18 protein-coding genes are annotated in these 21138 nt (G+C 34.7%); 7 read left to right on the forward strand and 11 right to left on the reverse strand.

Annotation, left to right across the window (positions count from 1 at the left end; all coding sequences use genetic code 11):
* Positions 1-27 precede the first annotated feature (27 nt).
* The 11 genes from Q0783_RS09020 to Q0783_RS09070 are packed head-to-tail and all read right to left on the reverse strand — an operon-like array spanning position 28 to position 12604.
* Complete coding sequence (locus tag Q0783_RS09020; RefSeq protein WP_230936142.1) at positions 28-882, reverse strand: ABC transporter permease; 855 nt, start codon at positions 880-882, stop codon at positions 28-30.
* Positions 883-2508, reverse strand: a complete 1626-nt coding sequence (locus Q0783_RS09025) for a hypothetical protein (protein WP_298894559.1) — start codon at positions 2506-2508, stop codon at positions 883-885.
* The gene (gene rffA / locus Q0783_RS09030) at positions 2498-3625 is read right to left on the reverse strand and encodes a dTDP-4-amino-4,6-dideoxygalactose transaminase (protein WP_298894560.1); all 1128 of its coding nucleotides are present in this window, start codon (positions 3623-3625) and stop codon (positions 2498-2500) included. Before rffA ends, Q0783_RS09025 begins: the two co-directional genes overlap by 11 nt.
* Positions 3622-4758 carry an acyltransferase gene (locus Q0783_RS09035; RefSeq protein WP_298894561.1) on the reverse strand — a complete coding sequence of 379 codons (1137 nt, stop codon included), beginning with the start codon at positions 4756-4758 and terminating at the stop codon, positions 3622-3624. The genes rffA and Q0783_RS09035 overlap by 4 nt, the downstream gene beginning before the upstream one ends.
* A gap of 22 nt (positions 4759-4780) precedes the next feature.
* Complete coding sequence (locus tag Q0783_RS09040; protein WP_298894563.1) at positions 4781-5470, reverse strand: GNAT family N-acetyltransferase; 690 nt, start codon at positions 5468-5470, stop codon at positions 4781-4783.
* A complete protein-coding gene (locus tag Q0783_RS09045) occupies positions 5463-6395 on the reverse strand; it encodes a glycosyltransferase family 2 protein (protein WP_298758888.1) in 933 nt (310 codons plus the stop codon). The genes Q0783_RS09040 and Q0783_RS09045 overlap by 8 nt, the downstream gene beginning before the upstream one ends.
* 54 nt (positions 6396-6449) lie before the next feature.
* Complete coding sequence (locus tag Q0783_RS09050) at positions 6450-7430, reverse strand: SDR family oxidoreductase (protein WP_298894564.1); 981 nt, start codon at positions 7428-7430, stop codon at positions 6450-6452.
* The gene (locus tag Q0783_RS09055) at positions 7430-8722 is read right to left on the reverse strand and encodes a nucleotide sugar dehydrogenase (protein ID WP_298894565.1); all 1293 of its coding nucleotides are present in this window, start codon (positions 8720-8722) and stop codon (positions 7430-7432) included. The genes Q0783_RS09050 and Q0783_RS09055 overlap by 1 nt, the downstream gene beginning before the upstream one ends.
* Positions 8723-8724: 2 nt before the next feature.
* Positions 8725-9312: a sugar transferase gene (locus tag Q0783_RS09060; protein ID WP_298894566.1), complete on the reverse strand. Its 588-nt coding sequence runs from the start codon at positions 9310-9312 to the stop codon at positions 8725-8727.
* 10 nt (positions 9313-9322) lie between these two features.
* Entirely contained in the window at positions 9323-11809 is a 2487-nt protein-coding gene (locus tag Q0783_RS09065; protein ID WP_298894567.1) for a tyrosine-protein kinase, read from the reverse strand.
* 3 nt (positions 11810-11812) lie between these two features.
* Positions 11813-12604 carry a polysaccharide biosynthesis/export family protein gene (locus Q0783_RS09070; protein WP_298758902.1) on the reverse strand — a complete coding sequence of 264 codons (792 nt, stop codon included), beginning with the start codon at positions 12602-12604 and terminating at the stop codon, positions 11813-11815.
* Positions 12605-12707: 103 nt separating this feature from the next.
* Between Q0783_RS09070 and Q0783_RS09075 the strand changes: the two genes are divergently transcribed.
* The 7 genes from Q0783_RS09075 (at position 12708) to secA (ending at position 21126) form a co-directional block, all read left to right on the forward strand.
* Complete coding sequence (locus Q0783_RS09075) at positions 12708-14576, forward strand: ABC-F family ATP-binding cassette domain-containing protein (RefSeq protein ID WP_298894568.1); 1869 nt, start codon at positions 12708-12710, stop codon at positions 14574-14576.
* 2 nt (positions 14577-14578) lie between these two features.
* Entirely contained in the window at positions 14579-15349 is a 771-nt protein-coding gene (locus Q0783_RS09080; protein ID WP_298894569.1) for a class I SAM-dependent methyltransferase, read from the forward strand.
* 75 nt (positions 15350-15424) lie between these two features.
* Positions 15425-16108: an ABC transporter ATP-binding protein gene (locus Q0783_RS09085; protein ID WP_298894638.1), complete on the forward strand. Its 684-nt coding sequence runs from the start codon at positions 15425-15427 to the stop codon at positions 16106-16108.
* A gap of 2 nt (positions 16109-16110) precedes the next feature.
* A complete protein-coding gene (locus tag Q0783_RS09090; RefSeq protein WP_298894570.1) occupies positions 16111-16527 on the forward strand; it encodes a hypothetical protein in 417 nt (138 codons plus the stop codon).
* 116 nt (positions 16528-16643) lie between these two features.
* Complete coding sequence (locus tag Q0783_RS09095; protein ID WP_298894571.1) at positions 16644-17219, forward strand: cob(I)yrinic acid a,c-diamide adenosyltransferase; 576 nt, start codon at positions 16644-16646, stop codon at positions 17217-17219.
* A 150-nt stretch (positions 17220-17369) separates the two neighbouring features.
* Positions 17370-17591: a DUF2795 domain-containing protein gene (locus Q0783_RS09100; protein WP_010177336.1), complete on the forward strand. Its 222-nt coding sequence runs from the start codon at positions 17370-17372 to the stop codon at positions 17589-17591.
* A gap of 178 nt (positions 17592-17769) precedes the next feature.
* Complete coding sequence (gene secA / locus Q0783_RS09105; protein WP_298894572.1) at positions 17770-21126, forward strand: preprotein translocase subunit SecA; 3357 nt, start codon at positions 17770-17772, stop codon at positions 21124-21126.
* Positions 21127-21138 lie beyond the last annotated feature (12 nt).

The raw sequence follows: 21138 nt of genomic DNA on the forward strand, positions 1-21138 counted from the left end.
GCTTATTCTAAGATTTTTGAACACTTATTATACTGTATCTACAAAAGTTCGCTCTGTTTTATTAAAAATAATGAGTCCGAAAAACAAAATCACTAATGTCACAACTAATGTATATATGAGTCCGTTAATGGACAATGTACCATCTGAAAGCAACATATATCTAGCTGCTTCAATAACATAGGCCAACGGATTATATTCCACCAACCAAGCAAATCTAGGTAGCTTATCACGCATTAAAGCCAATGGATACATAACAGCAGATACATACATCAATAATTGAACTCCAAACTGTACTAAGAATTTAAGATCTCGATATTTGGTAACTAAAGATGAAATGATCATTCCCATTCCTAATCCTAATAACCCCATAACCATAACTAGCACTGGAAATAAAATTAACCATCGGTTTATAGATATACTGGCTCCAGTCGTATAATAATAGACATAAAACCCAAAAAAGATAAGAAGAGAAATGCCAAACTTTACCAAATTAGATATCACAATAGACATTGGCAATATGACTCTGGGGAAATAGACTTTGCTAAAAATATTGGCGTTAACCTTAAATGTATCTGAGGTAGCCGTAAGACAGTTCTTGAAATAATTCCAAATAGAAATACCAGCAAGATTAAATAAAAACGGAGGAACACTTCCTGTTTCAATATTTGCAACCTTGTTAAAAATTAATGTAAATGTAAGTGCCGTAAATAAGGGTTGGATCAAATACCATAAGGGTCCTAAAATAGTTTGTTTATATACTGTAACTACATCTCTTTTAACAAATAAAACTAATAAATCTCTGTACTGCCAAATCTCTTTTAAATTGAGATGTAGCAATTTTTGTTTAGAAGAAATAGTATATAACCACGGATTTTCTTTCATTTAATTATTCAATATTAAAATACCCCAAAACGCTCCTTGTTGCTTAAATTGATCTCCATATTTAGATTTCAACTTAGTGATGATATTAGTATATGAAGAATAGACAACAACCTTCTGGTTTTTTGATAAATATGAGTTCATTAATTCATTATTAAACAGTGCTTTTTTGTTTTCTAGCACGTCAATACTAATCCTAGTATCTACATTGCTAAATGTTCTGTGCACTCCCAATTCGTTTGATGCATTTAATCTGTCTTTAGTAGTAAAACCTAACTCACATAGTTTGGATGCAATAAACGAATGATTAACGTCCTGCAAAATATTACAATTATTTTCAATAGCATAATTAACAGCGGATTCTCTTTCGTTATTATTGTCTTTCACAAATTGGTTCCAGCCAGATAACATCACACCTCCAAATCCAAAAAGTGGTCGAGGTCCTTCCGAAGTTGGCATAGCCATACCTGAACCGAAAACAACCCTTACATCTGATATTGAGGTCGACTTATCCGGATTAAAATTATTAGCATCTATGGCATTATTTTCAATAGCTCGCACTTCAAAACCTGGTCCCCAAGCTGTATTATTCTTTACTTGAAGGCCAAATATCCATGGCAAAAAAACGATAGCTATTACAGCTATTTTCAAATTTTTATTCGTAATAATCTTATAACCGTAAATTAAAATCACTACCAATGGAACAACAAGTGTAATCAAGTATTTATACATAGGCACCATTCCTAAAAAAACATATGGCAAACTAGAAAACATCAATAATAACAGTGGTATGTATATCTTTTTTTTCAAACAATGATATATACCAAAAACCAATAAAACTAAAAAAGCTGGTGTTGAAAATGAGATCATTGAGGCTAGCGAAGAGAGTAAAGAGAACTCTTTATCTTCTATATAACTAGATCCATAAAGATATACATCGATAATATCTTTTACTGAATACCCCGAGATTTGAATCCAAATCATAACCGAAAGTATATAAAAAGGAAATATGACAAAACCTGTTTTTAAGCTTTTCAACTTAAACATATCTTTAATGTACTCTACGTTATACAATACATAATAACCATACAAAACGAATAAGTAAAATCCATTACTCCATCTAAAACTAACACCTAATCCAAAAAGTAAAACAGAAAAAATTAATGTAATTATACTTTGATTTTCTTCATATTTTATAAGCAGTACATGTGACGCCAAGATAAGTGCGAACGAGATATTTGTTGGGTTAATAAACAAACCACTTAAAAGTGTTTCGGGAATTATAAAAGGCAGTACTATTAAAAACAAAACCAAGCCTTTTATATCAGTTTTAAAGACGCGTTCAAAAATCTTGGTCATAAAAACAAGCACAAAAAAACTGGATATAAATGTTAGTGAGATACTGAAAATTCGGAGTGTGGTTTCATTGGTAGTTTGAATAACAGCCAACAAAGTATCTATCATAGAGTGATATGGAGAGTATGGTGGCTGAAAGCTAGCATCTCTTCCAAAGACATGGTATAGTATTGTTCTAGCATCATCTCCTTCAACATAATTAAAATTAAGCGTCAAAAGACCAACTATTACAAATAGAAATAGGTAGTACAAATAAACCCTTTTAATTTTCATAAAACGATTGGATTTGAGATACGATATAATCTATATCATTTAATTCTAGTTCATAAAATAAAGGAAGCCTTAACAAGTGATCGGCATAATAATCTGTCATTTCTAATGCTCTACCATCATGTTTATCTGTATAGTAACTGCTTTTATGCAAGCTTAAATAATGAAATACGGCTTTAATATCTTTAGACTTCAAAAACTCAATAAGTGCCTGACGTTCTTGATTAGTCTTGCAAACAATATAAAACAAATGCGCATTGTTAGAAGCATATTCTTCAATCTGTGGAAGCTTAAAATAACCTGCTCGAGCTAACATTTTTAAAGCTTTGTTGTAAGCATTCCAAAGTTGCTTTCTTTTGTTTTGAATGCTCTCCAAATTTTCTAATTGTGCCCATAAAAAAGCTGCAATAACTTCAGATGGTAAAAATGAAGACCCTAAGTCTACCCAACCATACTTATCAATTTCTCCTCTAAAAAAAGCAGACCTATTAGTTCCTTTTTCCCAAATAATTTCAGAACGCTCAATAAACCGTTCATCATTTATGGCTAATAATCCACCTTCACCTGAAATGATATTCTTCGTTTCATGAAAAGAAAAGGTTGCCAAATGGCCAATACTTCCTAATGGTCTTTCTTTATAGTAACTATCAATGGCCTGAGCGGCATCCTCAACAACATAAATATCATGTTTTTTTGCAATGCTCATGATGGCATCCATATCACAAGATACACCTGCATAATGTACCACGACTATTGCTTTAGTTTGTTTTGTAATTAAGGCTTCAATTTTTGAAGCGTCAATATTTGGATGATGTTTTGAAGCGTCTGCAAAAACAATTTTAGCACCTCTAAGTGCAAAAGCATTGGCTGTAGATACAAATGTATACGACGGAATAATAATCTCATCTTCTGAAGTAACATCTAAAAGTAATGCACACATCTCGAGGGCATCAGTACAAGACGTGGTGAGTAAAGCCTTTTTAATTCCAAATTTAGATTCGAAAAAATGCTGACACTTTTTTGTGAACATCCCATTTCCAGAAATTTTCCCAGAAGCTACTGCTTGCTCAATGTATTTTGTTTCGTTTCCTGTTAAAAAAGGTTTATTAAATGGGATCAAATTGTTTTGAATTTAGTATCCTTTATCATTATGAATTTAGACTCAATAAATCTGTAGGACAATATACTAACTATAATTGTAAGTATGTAGGTAAATATATAGAGCATTAGGTTATAAAACACACCACCTTCAACATGATTTTCAACATATTTATTTACAACTGGCATAACTAGAAAAATCATAAAAGGATGATACATATAAATTCCATAGGAAATCTTACCTAAATAAGCTAATGGTTTACTTCTAAGCGCTAATCTATTAGTGCTATTAATGGTCATCAAAATAAGTATCATATATCCTATTGCTAATATAAATTCTTGAATTTTCAAACCAACAACTGGCACAGCCATTAAATAACCTATACTCACAACTAAAATTGCGTAGATGTATTTAGAGTTTGTCCATTTTTTAATCATTTCCGAATGAAAAAAGTAAAGATAACCGCCAATAGCACCAATAGTAAGGTATTGAATTTTAAAGAATTTAAAAATCTTATAAACGATGGTTTTATAGCTTAGATAGTCATGTACAAAAAACGTCGCTACCGAATAACAAATTAGTGTCACTATTAAAAGTCTTAAGAACCACTTTTTAGTAAGTAAGTGCAATGCCAATGGTATAAACAAATAGAATTGCTCTTCTATTCCAATAGACCAAGACTGAGCCACACCAAGCACTGGTTTAGCAAATTGTGGCAAAAAACCTAAGTACAATGCGATATTGGTTGCTGAATAATTATCAGCATTTTCGATAACTTGACATAGGTTAGCAACGTTTTCAAAAATGTCAAAATTAGAAATATATGGTATAACAATAAACCCGATAAACATGATAAGGTAATACAACGGCCATATGCGATAGATACGCCTTAAATAAAACTTTTTGATATGAATTTTACCATTATTTTGTTTTTCCTGGAATAGTAAATAGGTGATTAGGAATCCACTTAGCACAAAAAATAAATGCACGCTAGATTTACCAAGACTATGCACTAAATAATGAAAAGGTGTATCAAAGATTTTGATTCCATCTAACTTTTTAAACTGCTCTAAATGATGTACAATCACACCAAATGCCGCAATCGCTCTTAATTCGTTAAGTCCGTTAAAAAATATCTTCTTCTTTCCTATCATTTAGATTCGTTAAAATAGCTTTTTAATTCACTTTCCAAAAATGGGAAATATGCAGTACGTCGTGGACATTAAAACCGTTCTTTTCATAAAATATGCACGCTTGAGAATTAGACTTTTGAGTCGCTACATAGAGTTGTTCTACGTTATGATTTGCACAATAACTAATCACAGCATTCATGAGTCTAGTACCAATTTTTTGACCTTGAAATTCGTTTCTTACACCAATTAATCCTATTTGAGCAGCGAGTTCATTTTTTTTGAGTGTCACAAAACCTGTAATTTTATCATTGTTCCTCGTGTAAAAGGTTTTTGTTGCCATCTTTTTATTTAAACTATTGATAATCCACGCCTTATAAAGTCTTTCAAATTGATCTTTTGAAAAATTTGAATCTAGTTTAAATCTACTATACTTACCACTCTCAAAAGCCAAATCAAATAGTTCATTTTCAGAAATTGGATTTATATCATGGTCAAACACAGTCAAATCTACATCTTTTATATTTGTGATATCAATAGGTTTAGAATATGTAATTTTGGATTCTGAAAAGTTAGGATAAAAACCTTCAATAGCTATAGATTGCTCTTCTTCAGTCTTAAGAACTATTAAATCGAATGCATTGTTTTGATCATTAGATAATGTATCCAAACCATTATGAAGATATTCGGCTATCTCAAGTGCAAAGAAATCTGAATCCCAAGAAAGTCTATTCAACTGGCTCATCATCTATAATATATAAAGGCCTACTTTTAGATTGATTAAAGGTTTTACCTAAGTAAATTCCTATGACACCTAATACGCTAATAATAATTCCGGAGAAAAAACATATACTTATAAAAATAGAACTATAGCCTAATATTTCAATTTCGCCATTTAGTGCTTTAATGAGTATCCTAATAGCACCAATAAATGACAGAAAAGACGTGATTAATCCTATATTAAGAAATAGACGCAATGGTTTATCAGAAAAGGATATAATTGTATTAAAAGCTAGTTTCAGCAACATAAAAAAACTGTAACTAGATTTGCCTTCACTTCGCTTAGAATGTTCAACTTCTATTGAAGTTTGTTTAAAACCTACCCATTTCACAAACAACGGAAAAAACACTAAAGCATCTCCTATGGATAGAATACTTTTAATCACTTTTTGATTGTAAATACCAAAATTTGCAACTTCTTTATCAACCTCAATATTGGTGAAAAAAGCGAAGCATTTATAAAACCATTTCGACATTATTTTTTTGAAAAACCCATCTTTTCGCTGCGACCGTTTTGCTAAAACAGAATCAAATCCTTCTTGAGCTTTTTTATAGAGCTTAGGAATTTCACTTGGTTTATCCTGCAAATCACAATCCATAACCACAGTCCAGCGACCTTCTGCCTTAGATAAACCAGCCATGATCGTTGGATGTTGTCCAAAATTACGACTTAGCTTAAATACCTTTAGGTTATCTCGACGTAAAGCAAGTGCTTTCATGACTGTCCACGAATTATCTGGACTACTATCATCTACTAATACAATTTCATATGGAATATTAAGCGGACTAAGTGCTTGGTCAATTTCCTGAACGAGTTCTGTAATGATACCCTCAGCTTTATAAACTGGGCTTACTACCGAAATTTCAGGTTGTTCAATCATATAATTAAAGATTTAATTCTTCAATTTATATAAATAAAATAAATTACTAAAGCGTTATGAACTAAAACTGTCCCAAGTTAATTTTAAGCCTTCTCTAACTGTGTAATTAGGATCGTAACCCAACAAGCTTTTGGCTTTAGAAATATCTGCTAATGAGTCTCTTACATCACCTTGTCTTGGAGGTCCGTAAATCACTTCTACTTGAGAGTTAGCGGCAACTTTAAGTGAATCCCAGAGGTAATTGACACTAATACGCTCGCCACAAGCAACATTAAACACTTGATTTTTGGCTTTTTCCGTAGCAAAAAAACCGCGAACATTAGCTTGTACTGCATTATCAACAAACGTAAAATCTCTAGTTTGTTCGCCATCGCCATTAATTTTAGGAGATTTCTCTTCCTTTAATGCTTGCATGAACAACGGAATTACTGCTGCATAAGCACCATCCGGACTCTGTTTTGGTCCAAAAACATTAAAATACCTCAAACCAATAACATCGGTATCATACGTTTTTCCGAAGACATCAGCATACAATTCATTGACGTATTTAGTCACAGCATATGGTGACAGCGGATTTCCAATATGATCTTCTATTTTAGGTAATGACTGACTATCACCGTAAGTTGAACTCGAAGCTGCATAAACCATTCGTCTTACAGTAGACGACTCTTTTAGAGCAATCATCATATTTAAAAAACCTGAAATATTTACAGCATTTGTTGTTGCTGGATCATTGATAGAACGAGGTACCGAACCCAAAGCTGCCTGATGTGACACATAATCGATATCTACCATAGCATCTTTACATGTTTGTAAATCTCTAATATCACCTTCTACAAGTTCAAATGCTGGATGATTATGAAACTCAGTTAGGTTCTTTCGATGTCCGTTTGAAAAATCATCTAAAACCCGAACACGCTTTGCATTATATTTTAAAAGATACTCAACGAGGTTAGAACCTATAAAGCCTCCACCTCCAGTAACTAGAAACGACAACTGACTTAAGTCTTGGTTATGATATTTATGTTCGTACATTATAATCTAGCGTCTACAGAATGCTTAGGAAGTAAAGATTTCACATCAAAAATAACTCCTATATCCGATTTTAATTTTTGTAAGTCCAATTCTAAAAATTCGTTATGAGATACTGCAAGAACAATAGCATCATAGTCACTTTTTAATTGCGACTCATTATCTAATAATTCGAAACCATATTCATGAGTCACCTCATCTTTAGATGCCCAAGGGTCATAGACATCAACATTAATATTGTAAGTTTCAAACTCTTCTATAATATCTATAACTCTAGAGTTTCTTATATCTGGACAGTTTTCTTTGAAGGTAATTCCCAAAACGAGCACATTAGAATCTTTTATTCTTGCCCCTTTTTTAATCATCATCTTCACAGTTTCTTGAGCAACGTAACCACCCATGCTGTCATTCATTTTACGACCAGCGAGAATAATCTCAGGATTATAACCAGACTCAATAGCTTTTTGAGCGAGATAATAAGGATCAACACCTATACAGTGGCCTCCAACCAAACCTGGTGTAAACTTTATAAAATTCCATTTGGTTCCGGCAGCTTCAAGAACTGCTTTAGTATCTATATCTAGTAACCTAAATATTTTTGATAACTCATTCACAAATGCAATATTGATATCACGCTGAGAATTTTCAATAACCTTGGCTGCTTCTGCTACCTTAATTGATGGTGCCGAATGTGTTCCAGCTACAATTATAGATTTATATAAGTCATCAACTTCTTTAGCTATTTCTGGTGTAGAACCAGAGGTCACTTTGAGAATCTTTGTAACCGTGTGTTTCTTATCACCTGGATTGATACGCTCTGGAGAATATCCTGCAAAAAAATCTTCGTTGAATTTTAAACCAGATTGTTTCTCTAATATAGGGACACAAATATCTTCTGTTACACCTGGATAAACCGTAGATTCATAAATAACAATATCATCTTTTTTCAATACGGCTCCTACACTTTCACTAGCTTTAACTAATGGTGTAAATACAGGTCTTTTAAGTTCGTCTGTAGGCGTTGGAACAGTGACAATATAGATATTAGAATCTTTTGTATCGTTAGTATCGCTTGATATAAATAGTCCTGTTTCAGAATTTGGATTTGAGGTTAAAACTGATTGCAAATGATCATCTTCAACTTCCAGTGTATTGTCAACACCGTCCCTAAGTTCTTTGATTCGTTTTTCATTGATATCAAATCCAATGACCATGTATTTTTTGGCAAACTCAACAGCGAGTGGTAAGCCTACATAGCCTAGTCCTAGGATGGTTATTTTCTTATTGGAATTCATTTTCAGTTAAGTATAGATTTTATTATAAAGGTCAAATCTAAATAAAAACTCCAATTTTGCACGTATTTTTTATTGATTTCAACCTTATCTACCCAAATAATCGTTCTATTGTAAGTTTCAGGGTCAAGTTGTTGAGACAAAATATCTTCTTCATCTTTGTATTTTAAAGTTGCTGGGCCTGTTATGCCTGGCTTAACCTTTAAAATAATTCTATCATCACCTGTTAACTCATCTGCAAAGCCTTGAATATCAGGTCGCGGACCAACAAAACTCATATCACCTTTAAGAACATTAAATAACTGTGGTAGCTCGTCAAGCTTCGTGTGTCGTAAGATTTTACCCAAACGTGTTGCACTCTTATCGAGATGTCCCAATTCATGCTTTTCCTGTTTTAAAGTTCGCAACTTGTAAATCTTAAAAAGACGACCATGTTGACCAACACGCCATTGTGAAAAAATACCATATTGCCTAGTATCTAAAGTCGACATTAAAACCAAAAGAATAATAGGGATAATTAAGATAGGTAACAGAAAAATAGACAATATAAGATCAAAAATACGTTTCGCTAAGAGTTGTTTTCTTCCTATCACTTTTTAAGCTTTAAATACGCTTTAAAAAACGTTTGATACGTTTCCACGTAGACTCATCTTCTCTTTCATGATACGCATTACCATATACGCCATAACCGTAGCCATAACCATAGCCATAACCGTAGCCATAGCCATAATTATGATTTGATTTATGCTTATAGAAGTTTAATATAAAGCTAATGTTCTTTACCTCACCAATTTTATACTTAGCATTAATAAGAGACAGCATTCCTTTTTTGGTATAATCTAATCTTACCATAAAAATTGAAGCATCTGCATATTGGGTTAATTCAAGAGCATCAGTAACTAAGCCTAAAGGTGGAGTATCGAGAATAATCATGTCATATTCTTGACGCAAGGTCGCTATAAGTTCTCTCATTCGATCACCCATCAATAATTCGGAAGGATTTGGAGGCACTGGTCCTGATGGTATCACATCCAGATTTTCAATATGTGTGCTATACTTCACATTTTCTAAATCACTCTCGCCAATTAAGAAGTTTACGACGCCTTTATCATTGGTGATATTGAAATCTCCAAAAATCTTTGGTTTCCTTAAATCCAATCCCAATAAAATCGTTTTTTTCCCTGAAAGCGCATACACTGTTGAGATATTAATAGAGCAAAACGTTTTACCTTCACCACTCACCGAAGAGGTAATCATTAATGTTTTTCCAAGCCCACCTTCTTCTTTACCTAATTTCTTAAAAATGAATTGTAAACTCGATCGTATAGATCTAAATGATTCGGCAACAGCAGATTTTGGTTTTTCAAAAACAACTAAATTATTTTTGTAATTGTATTTCCCTACAACACCTAAAATTGGAATCTTAGACAAGCGTTCTATCTCATCAGAACCATGAATTGTATTATCTAATAGAAAGATGATAAAAATGAGAAACATTGGCGCAAAGAAACCTACCATAAGCGCCATCATATAATTTAAGGTCTTATTTGGTCCGATAGGTCTATTTCCAATATCTTTTGCTTCATCAATAACAGCAATATCAGATACATTGGCAGCCTTTACAATTGCCGCTTCACCACGCTTTGCCAAATACACATCATATGCTTCTTGACTTAAATTAAGCTTTCTCTGAATTTTTAAATACTCCTGTTGATCTTCGGGCAAATCTCCCAATTGTGCTTCAAACCTTGCAATATTTGTATTTATAGTACCTAACTGTATATTTATTGTACGTTTTGTTGCATCAATAGTCTCCAGCAATACATTCTTTTTAGCATCTATACGTCTATCTATATCCTTAAATACCGTAGATCCTTCCTTTGTGGTGTATTCTAATTTTTGGCGTTCTGCGGCTAGCCCACTCAATTCACTAACAATACTTAAAATATTACTCTCATTGATCCCTACCGATGTTGGTGCAGCAATTTTCGTGTAATCATTTTTCGATTGTAGGTACCTTTCAAGCGTATTTAAATAATTGAGTTTTGATTTACCCTCTTCTTTCTTAAAATCTAACTCTTTTAATTTTTCGGTAGTCTCTGTCATTTCATCATCAATACTGAAGACTTGATTTTTCTTTCTGAAATCGTTCATCTCAGACGTCACAATCTTCAAATCATCGTCGACGGCTGCAAGACTGCTATCAATAAATTTTATAGTGTTAGTAGCGTAAAGATTCTTTCGCTCTAATTCTGTAGCACTTAAAATAGCAATGGTCGCATTTAGATAATCGGCTATTTTAGCTTTATTATTTCCAGCTAAGGACAATTTAAGTACTGATGACGATTTAGCCGAAGGCGCAATAACCGTATTACCTTTATAGTGGTTAACGACGTTATCAAAATTTAAAAATTGTAAAAAGTATTCATGAGTTGGTGTTATTAAAGCACCTTTAACTTTTGAAACTGTTCCACTAAAGAAAGAAAGGTTTACGGGTTCTCCAAATTTATGAGTGCTCTTATATGGACCTGTAGGTACATTAACTAAATATTTCTTCTTATCTAAGTAACGCTGTACATTCTTTCTATTACCACCAAACTCAGTAAAAATCTCAAACTCATCAGTACTGATCATTCGTATACCTATAGGTTGGCCGAGCATTTGCCCTTTAGATTTGTCAATTTTAACAGTAAATGGCGTTTTCTTATACACATCAACTTTTCGGTATTTACCTTGTTCAAGGTAAACCATGTAATATTGCAAAGAGTCTACTACTTTTTCATTATGACTTCGTGTATTTATCGCAGTCATTACTTTACCTACTTTCCCAGAAACACCTCCCCAATTAAAGGAGATACTTGTATTAGCAGTAAAAAATGGGTTTTGATCATTCTCAACAGAGATAAGAGAATCTAGCCTATACACACTTTGCTTTCTTACATTCACAAAATAAGCCACAATAAGCGCAATACCTATACATAGAAATACGAGTTTCCATAAATTTAGAGCCTTAAATAAAAAGCCTCTAAAATCGAAAGACACATTACTCTGGTCTGCATTGTCAATATCTTGAAACTCGCTGTTCGACATAAATTATCTATTTATTACCAGGATGATCGTTGTTAAAAAAGACACCACAGAAAATAACGTTGTTAAGGTTTGAACTCCTGTAGTTCCTGTTCCCCAGATTTTTTGTTTTAATGGTTTTACATAAATGATATCATTGGGCTGGATATAGTAATAAGGCGATTGCATCACATTGGCATCTGTTAGATCTAAGTGATGTATTTGCTGTCCTTGAGGGTATTGCCTAATAATTTGCACATCTTTCTTATCACCTGTTAAAGGTATTTCTCCTGCATTAGCAATGGCTTCAAATATATTAACACGCTCTTGATAGACCACTTGAGTTCCAGGACTACCAACTTCTCCACTTGCCGTATATCGTAATCCTGAAAGTTTTACAGTTATAAAAATGTTTGCAGTTGATTTAAATTGATCTTCTAAAAGTTTGTCTTTGATAAGCGTCTCAATATCTTCACAGGTATACCCTAGAACATTAAATTTACCTAGATCTGGTATTCTAATATTTCCGTGAATATCAACTGTAAAGCCATCAAAGTAAGCACGTTCCTCTCCTGACGCATTCAAGCTTCCTTCACCTACTGGATTAAAAATAGTGACATTTTCTTGGTCTAATACTTTGATTCTGATATTTAAAATATCATTAATTTGAACACGATATAACTTAGGTTGCTCAACCAATGCTTGTGTGGAATCAATAGCAGTATTTTTATTTTGGAGATAAACAATATCCTTATGTGGAATACAAGATGTAGATAGGATACACAGTAATAATCCTGTAAGCAATAATAATCTATTCATTGTAAAGTTGCTTGTTGCTTCACAAATATAGTTTATCACTATTAATAACAAAACAATTCGTCGTTTTTTTGAGTAATATCGCTTTCTTTGTAAAAAATTTAGTTTGAACTATCTAACTGTAGAAAATATTTCGAAATCTTATGGTGAATTAGAGCTTTTCTCTGATCTCTCTTTCAGCATTCATAAGGATGATAAAATTGCATTCGTTGCCAAAAACGGAAGTGGCAAGACCTCAATTCTTAATATTCTGTCAGGAGCAGATACACCTGATTCTGGTCAAATTGTGATGCGAAATGGTTTGCGTATTTCTTTTTTATCACAATCACCACAATTTGATAACAGCTTGACCATAAATGATACTATTTTTAATTCTGATTCGCCTCAGTTGAAGATTATTGAAAATTATGAGAAAGCGCTCCAAAATCCAGAAAATACTGAAGCCTATCAAAAAGCTTTCGAGCAAATGGATATTCATAACGCTTGGGAATTTGAACTGCAGTTCAAACAAATCTTATCACAGCTAAAACTTGACGATCTCAATCAAAAGATTAGTACAATGTCGGGCGGACAAATAAAACGATTGGCGCTCGCTCAAGCCTTGATTAGTAATCCTGATTTACTCGTTCTTGATGAACCTACCAACCACTTAGATTTAGAAATGATCGAATGGTTAGAACAGTATTTTGCAAAATCACAGTTTACCTTGTTTATGGTCACGCACGACCGTTATTTTTTAGAACGCGTGTGCAACGAAATTATAGAGCTCGATCATGGAAAGCTATACACCTACAAAGGCAACTATTCGTATTACTTAGAAAACAAAGAAGCCCGAATTACTCAAGAGCAGGTCGAAACTGGAAAGGCCAAGCAACTCTATAAAAAGGAGCTAGAATGGATGCGCCGTCAGCCCAAAGCACGAACTACCAAATCAAAATCACGAATTGATGATTTCTCAGATATAAAGAAACGTGCACACCAACGCAGAAAAGATCACAAGATCCAACTTGAGATCAATATGGAACGATTGGGCAGTAAGATTGTAGAATTCCATAACGTATCTAAGGCCTTTGATGACAAGATTATTCTTGACGGATTTGAATATGTCTTTAAACGTGGTGAACGTATTGGTATTATTGGAAAAAACGGGACTGGAAAATCGACCTTCCTCAACATGCTCACGCACAGCCTTATTCCAGATACTGGAAAGATCATCATTGGAGATACCGTAAAATTCGGCTATTACACTCAAGGTGGTATTGAGATCAAACCACAACAAAAAGTGATTGATGTTATCAAAGAATTTGGCGAATTTATCCCACTTACTAAAGGCCGACAAATTAGCGCCAAACAGTTGTTAGAACGTTTTCTTTTTGATGGAAAAAAGCAGCACGACTATGTAGAAAAATTAAGTGGTGGTGAGCAAAAACGTTTGTATTTGTGTACTGTTTTAATTCAGAATCCTAATTTCTTGGTCCTTGATGAACCGACTAACGATTTAGATATTGTCACCTTAAATATTCTTGAAGATTTCCTTCTCGATTTCCCAGGTTGTTTGCTTGTGGTATCCCACGACAGATACTTTATGGATAAAATCGTAGATCATCTTTTTGTGTTTAAAGGCGACGGACAAGTACAAGATTTTCCTGGTAATTATTCCGATTATCGCGAGTATGATGCCTTACATCCTTCGGAAGCAAAAACAGAATCTGTCGATAACTCTAGTTCAGAACAAAAGGAAGATCAGAACAAAAGTCAGAAATTATCATACAACGAACAGAAAGAGTATAAAAATCTCGAAAGCAAAATACGTGCGCTCGAATTAGATAAAAAAGCACTCGAAGACCAATTTAACGACGCTTCATTGAGTCAGGAGAAAATTAACGAATTGTCGCAGCAGCTTCAGGGTATTATTGATGATATCGAAGCTAAAGAATTACGTTGGTTCGAACTATCAGAGAAATTTGAATCTTAATTATGTTTCAAATTATTGAATACATCAAATTTTTATTCAAGTCCACCAACCAACATGGTGTCCATTCTCCTTTTGTCTATGATTTGATCACCAAGTGCTTTTATGACAAAACGAAGTACGATGATTATGCAAAGCTTTTATCGTATAGAAACGCCTTATTAAAAAACACACAATCTATAGACATCACCGATTTTGGTTCAGGCTCAAGAGTGTTCAAATCAAATTCCAGAGCGATCAAAGCCATGGCCAAAACGTCTGGGACTCCCGTAAAAAGATCACAATTACTTTATAGATTAGTTCGTTATTTTAAACCTGAACATACCTTAGAACTTGGGACTTCATTAGGTATTGCTACTCATGCTATGGCGCTTGCCAATTCGAAAAATAAAATTACCTCGGTAGAAGGTTGCCCAAACACAGCTACATTTACAAAACATCAATTTGACGATTTCAATATCAACAATGTCACGCTTGAGAATAGTGAATTTGAAACTAGCCTTCCGAAGTTAAAAAACAATACCTACGACCTTGTTTTTTTTGATGGCAATCATAACAAAGAGGCGACACTTTACTATTTTAATGAGTTGGTTGATTCGGCACACAACGATTCTGTTTTTATTTTTGATGACATTCATTGGTCGAAAGATATGGTAGACGCTTGGAAAACGATTAAAGCACACCCTAAAGTCACGGTGACCATTGACACCTTTTTTTGGGGATTTGTACACTTCAGAAAAGAACAGGTGAAAGAAAATTTCGTCATTAGATTGTAACAACATTTAATGTGTTGCGTCATATGAAGTGAAATCTGTATCTTGCAGACACATCAATTAAAAGTATATTCCAGTATGGGAAACGTTATTGAAATTAGAGACATCATTCGTGATTTTCAACTCGGTCAAGAGACCGTTCATGTGTTAAAGGGCATCGATTTAGACATCGAATTAGGAGACTATGTTGCCATTATGGGACCTTCAGGTTCGGGAAAATCAACACTTATGAACCTATTGGGTTGCCTAGATACACCAACGGCTGGCTCTTATATTCTCAACGGTAAAGATGTGAGTCAGATGAGCGACGATGAATTGGCCGAAATTAGAAATACTGAAATTGGCTTCGTGTTTCAAACGTTCAACTTATTACCACGAACTACGGCTTTGGATAATGTCGCTTTACCAATGGTATATGCAGGTGCTTCAAAATCGCAACGTACAAAAAGAGCTGAAGAAGTACTAACTGATGTAGGTCTTGCCGATCGTATGGATCATAAACCTAACCAACTATCTGGTGGTCAACGTCAGCGTGTGGCTGTTGGTCGTGCACTTGTCAATAAACCATCTATTATTTTAGCCGATGAGCCTACAGGAAATCTAGATTCCAAAACAGGTCACGAAATCATGACCTTGTTTGACGAAATCCATCAAGCAGGAAATACGGTAATCATGGTAACGCATGAAGAAGATATTGCAGCACATGCGAAACGTGTGATTAGACTTCGTGATGGCTTGATAGAGAGTGATACGCGAAATTAAAAATGACTCCGTTTTGGCTTATTACTATTTTTGTGGTAGTTGGTTTGTATTTAACTTACCGAGATAATAAGAGTAAGCTTAATACAGAATTCTATAAAAACCTTAATATCAGTCAACTCCAACATGAACTACTTGATGTATTGGATAAGATATTAGAAAAGCACGATTACAACTCGAATTTCATATATGTAGATTTTGAAAATTTTGAGGCTCTCGATAAAGAAATTGCCAATTACAAAGCAGCAATTATTGATAACGACTGGAGCACTATTTATAAGCTAAGTGGGGAATTTAGACTTAAAGGCAGATTTCAAGTATTATCTGAAGATAATAACTGGCAAGAAGACTTCATTGTTTTAAATAAAAAATTCATTAACCATTTTAATGCATTCGAGAGTTACTACGAAAGTAGAAATTAGAATGCACGTCTTTATCATTAGAATTTCTTTTATTAGAAATTCAGGAAGTTTACTAGTCGAGAACAAGCACAAATAATTGTCTTGCCAGTTCTCTCATTACTTTTTAACTTGCATCTATGAAAATATATACAAAAACTGGAGACAAAGGAACAACGGCATTGTTTGGTGGCACACGTGTTCCAAAACATCATATTCGTATTGATAGCTACGGAACTGTAGACGAACTCAATTCACATTTAGGACTCATAAGAGACCAAGACATCAATAATCATTATAAAGATGTGCTCATAGACGTTCAGGATAGATTATTTACCGTTGGTGCTATTTTAGCAACCGATCCTGAAAAGGCCACACTCAAAAATGGAAAAGAGCGGTTAAACATCCCTAAAATTTCCGAAGCCGATATTGAGCAACTCGAACAAGAAATGGATACCATGAACGAATCATTACCACCAATGACGCACTTTGTGTTACCTGGCGGACATCAAACGGTGTCATTCTGTCACATCGCTCGCTGCGTGTGCCGTAGAGCCGAACGTTTAGCAAGTGCGCTTAATGATCTGGAACCTTTCCAACCGGAAAGTTTAAAGTACCTCAACCGACTTTCTGACTACCTATTTGTATTGGCACGAAAGTTGTCACATGATTTGCAAGCCGAAGAAGTAAAATGGATTCCGAAGAAAGAATCCTAGAGTACCACTTTGCAGAATAAATTACTAGTTCTACTAGGCTTAAAGCATAAAAAATATAAGTTCTTTAAAATTATTATTTAATTAATTCGTTTTTTTCTTGACTTTTTGAACTATAATTTTATTTTTGCAAAAAAATAAACACATTAAGAAATGTATTGGACATTAGAATTAGCATCGTATTTAAGTGATGCGCCTTGGCCAGCAACAAAAGACGAATTAATAGACTACGCTATTAGAACAGGAGCTCCATTGGAAGTTGTTGAAAATCTACAAGCGATAGAAGACGAAGGCGACTCTTACGATTCCATCGAAGAAATCTGGTCAGATTATCCGACAGATGAAGATTATCTCTGGAATGAAGATGAGTATTAAAGGTAATTGAAACAAAAATTACCATTAATGATATAAAAAAGTTAAAAAGTCTCTCATTGAGGCTTTTTTTGTGCCCGAAATTTTCAGTATAACTAACACAAATCATATCTTTGAAATTCCAGAATTTTTAAAGATAAAACGTTGTTCGCAACGTTTCTAATAACATAAATAAACACGAATGAGTTTTTTAAATTCAGTACTTAAAGTATTTGTAGGAGACAAAGCCAAGCAGGATGTGAAGGCGCTTACTCCTATTGTAGATCAAGTGAAATCTTTTGAAAGTGCACTTGAGCAGTTATCTCACGACCAATTGAGAGCCAAAACTGCGGAGTTCAAAGACAAAATAGCCGAAGCGCGTAAACCGCTTCAAGACAATATAGATCAATTATTAAAAGATGCTGAAGCCACTGATGATATTGACAAAAGAGAAGACATCTACCTTGAAATAGATAAAATCAAAGATGACATCTACGAGGTCTCTGAGGTCGTTCTTAATGATATTATGCCTGAAGCCTTTGCCGTAGTTAAAGAAACAGCAAAGCGTTTTGTTCACAATACCGAAATCCCAGTACAAGCTAATGAGTTTGACCGTTTAGTGTCTGGTGATAAAGATTATGTAACACTTCAAGGCGATCAAGCCATTTGGGCCAATTCTTGGGATGCCGCTGGTAAGCCAATTACTTGGGACATGATCCATTACGATGTACAGCTTATTGGTGGAGCAGCAATGCACCAAGGAAAAATTGCAGAGATGCAAACTGGTGAAGGTAAAACCTTAGTAGCAACCCTTCCTGTATACTTAAATGCCTTAGCTGGAAAAGGTGTGCATTTAGTAACGGTTAACGATTACTTAGCCAAACGTGATAGCGCGTGGATGGCTCCTATTTTTGAGTTCCATGGATTGAGTGTCGATTGTATTGATTACCACCAACCAAACTCTGAAGCAAGACGTAAAGCCTATAAAGCAGATATTACCTACGGAACAAACAACGAATTTGGTTTCGATTACCTAAGAGATAATATGGCACATTCGCCAGGAGATTTGGTACAGCGTCCACATCACTATGCGATTGTTGATGAGGTCGATTCTGTATTGGTCGATGATGCACGTACACCATTAATTATTTCTGGACCGATTCCACAAGGTGATCGTCACGAGTTTACAGAGCTTAAGCCAAAAGTCGATACGATTGTTAGTGCACAACGAAAAGAGCTTGTTGGCGTATTAGCTGAAGCTAAAAAATTAATTGCAGAAGGTGATACCAAAGAAGGTGGGTTTTTATTATTGAGAGCCTACAGAGGTATTCCTAAAAATAAAGCTTTAATTAAATTCTTAAGTGAAGAAGGGATTAAGGCCTTACTCCAAAAAACAGAGAATTTCTATATGCAAGATAACAACAGAGAAATGCCTAAAGTTGATGCAGAGCTCTACTACGTTATCGAAGAAAAAAATAATCAGGTGGAGTTAACCGATAAAGGTGTTGAATTCTTATCTGGTAAAGAAAATCCAGACTTCTTCGTCATGCCAGAAATTGGTATGGAGATCTCAAAGATTGAAAGCAAAGGCTTATCTAAAGAAGAGGAAGCTGCCGAAAAAGAAGAGTTGTTTAGAGACTTCGGAATTAAATCGGAACGTATCCATACACTCAACCAATTATTAAAAGCATACGCTTTATTTGAAAAGGACATCCAATATGTGGTGATGGACAATAAGGTGATGATCGTTGATGAGCAAACGGGTCGTATTATGGATGGTCGTCGTTATAGTGACGGACTCCACCAAGCGATTGAAGCGAAAGAAAATGTAAAGATCGAAGATGCAACGCAAACCTTTGCTACAGTAACTTTACAAAACTACTTTAGAATGTATCGTAAGCTATCTGGTATGACAGGTACTGCGGTAACAGAAGCTGGTGAATTCTGGGAAATCTATAAATTGGATGTGGTGGAAATTCCAACCAACCGACCAATTGCACGTGATGACCGTCAGGATTTAGTTTACAAAACAAAACGTGAAAAATACAATGCTGTTATCGATGAGGTTACCAACTTATCTCAAGCAGGACGACCAGTATTGATTGGTACAACAAACGTTGAAATTTCCGAGCTTTTAGGAAAGATGTTATCGATTAGAAAAGTACCGCATAATGTACTTAACGCGAAACTCCATAAAAAAGAAGCCGATATTGTTGCCGAAGCTGGACAACCAGGACAGGTAACTATCGCAACCAACATGGCAGGTCGTGGTACCGATATTAAATTATCAGACGCCGTAAAAGAAGCAGGTGGTTTGGCCATCGTCGGTACAGAGCGTCATGATTCACGTCGTGTCGATCGCCAGTTACGTGGTCGTGCAGGACGTCAAGGAGATCCAGGAAGTTCACAGTTTTATGTGTCTTTAGAAGATAACCTCATGCGTTTATTTGGTAGTGAGCGTATTGCCAAAATGATGGATAAAATGGGATTAAAGGAAGGTGAAGTGATTCAGCATTCTATGATCTCAAAATCGATTGAGCGTGCACAGAAAAAAGTAGAAGAAAACCAATTTGGTGTTCGTAAGCGTCTCTTAGAATATGATGATGTGATGAATGCACAGCGTGAAGTGGTGTACAAACGTCGTCGTCATGCCCTACATGGTGAGCGTCTTCGTGTAGACTTAGCAAATATGATCTACGATACCTCTGAAGGGATTGCAGAAAATAATAAAGCAGCTGAAGACTTCAAGAATTTCGAGTTTGAATTGATTAGATACTTCTCGATGAGCTCGCCTATTTCCGAAGCAGATTTTAAAAAGTTATCGGTTCAGGATATTGCTGGAAAAGTCTATAAATCTGCCTTTGAGCATTACAGAGAAAAAATGCAACGTAACGCCGAGTTGGCATTCCCAGTGATTGAGAATGTGTACTTGAATCAACGTGATAAATACAAGCGTATCGTGGTACCGTTTACCGATGGTGTGAAGAACTTACAAGTGGTAACAGACCTTGAAAAGGCTTATGAAACCAAAGGCACACAGTTAATCAACGATTTTGAAAAGAACATTACTTTGGCGATTGTTGATGATGCTTGGAAAACACATTTACGTAAAATGGATGAGTTAAAGCAGTCGGTACAATTAGCGGTTCACGAGCAAAAAGATCCGTTATTAATCTATAAGTTTGAAGCTTTTGAGTTGTTCAAGGAAATGATTGACCAGGTGAATAAGGATGTAATCTCGTTCTTATTTAAAGGCGAATTACCTTCGGAAACACAAAATAACATCCAGGAAGCAAAAGCACGTAAGCAAGAGAAGCTTGAAACGCAAAAGGACGAAATCCCTAATATGGATGAACGTGCTGCACAAAGTAGAGCTGCTGGTGCTGGTGCATCTCGCCAACAGCAACAAGTGGTTGAAACTATTGTTAGAGAGCAACCAAAAATTGGTCGTAATGATAAAGTTACGATTAAGCATGTGATGAGTGGCGAAAATAAAACGGTCAAGTATAAACAAGCCATTCCCTTAATAGCTAAAGGTGAATGGGTCTTAGTCGAGTAGTCGCTAAGCGAC

The organism is uncultured Psychroserpens sp. (assembly GCF_947500255.1).
Lineage (GTDB): Bacteria > Bacteroidota > Bacteroidia > Flavobacteriales > Flavobacteriaceae > Psychroserpens.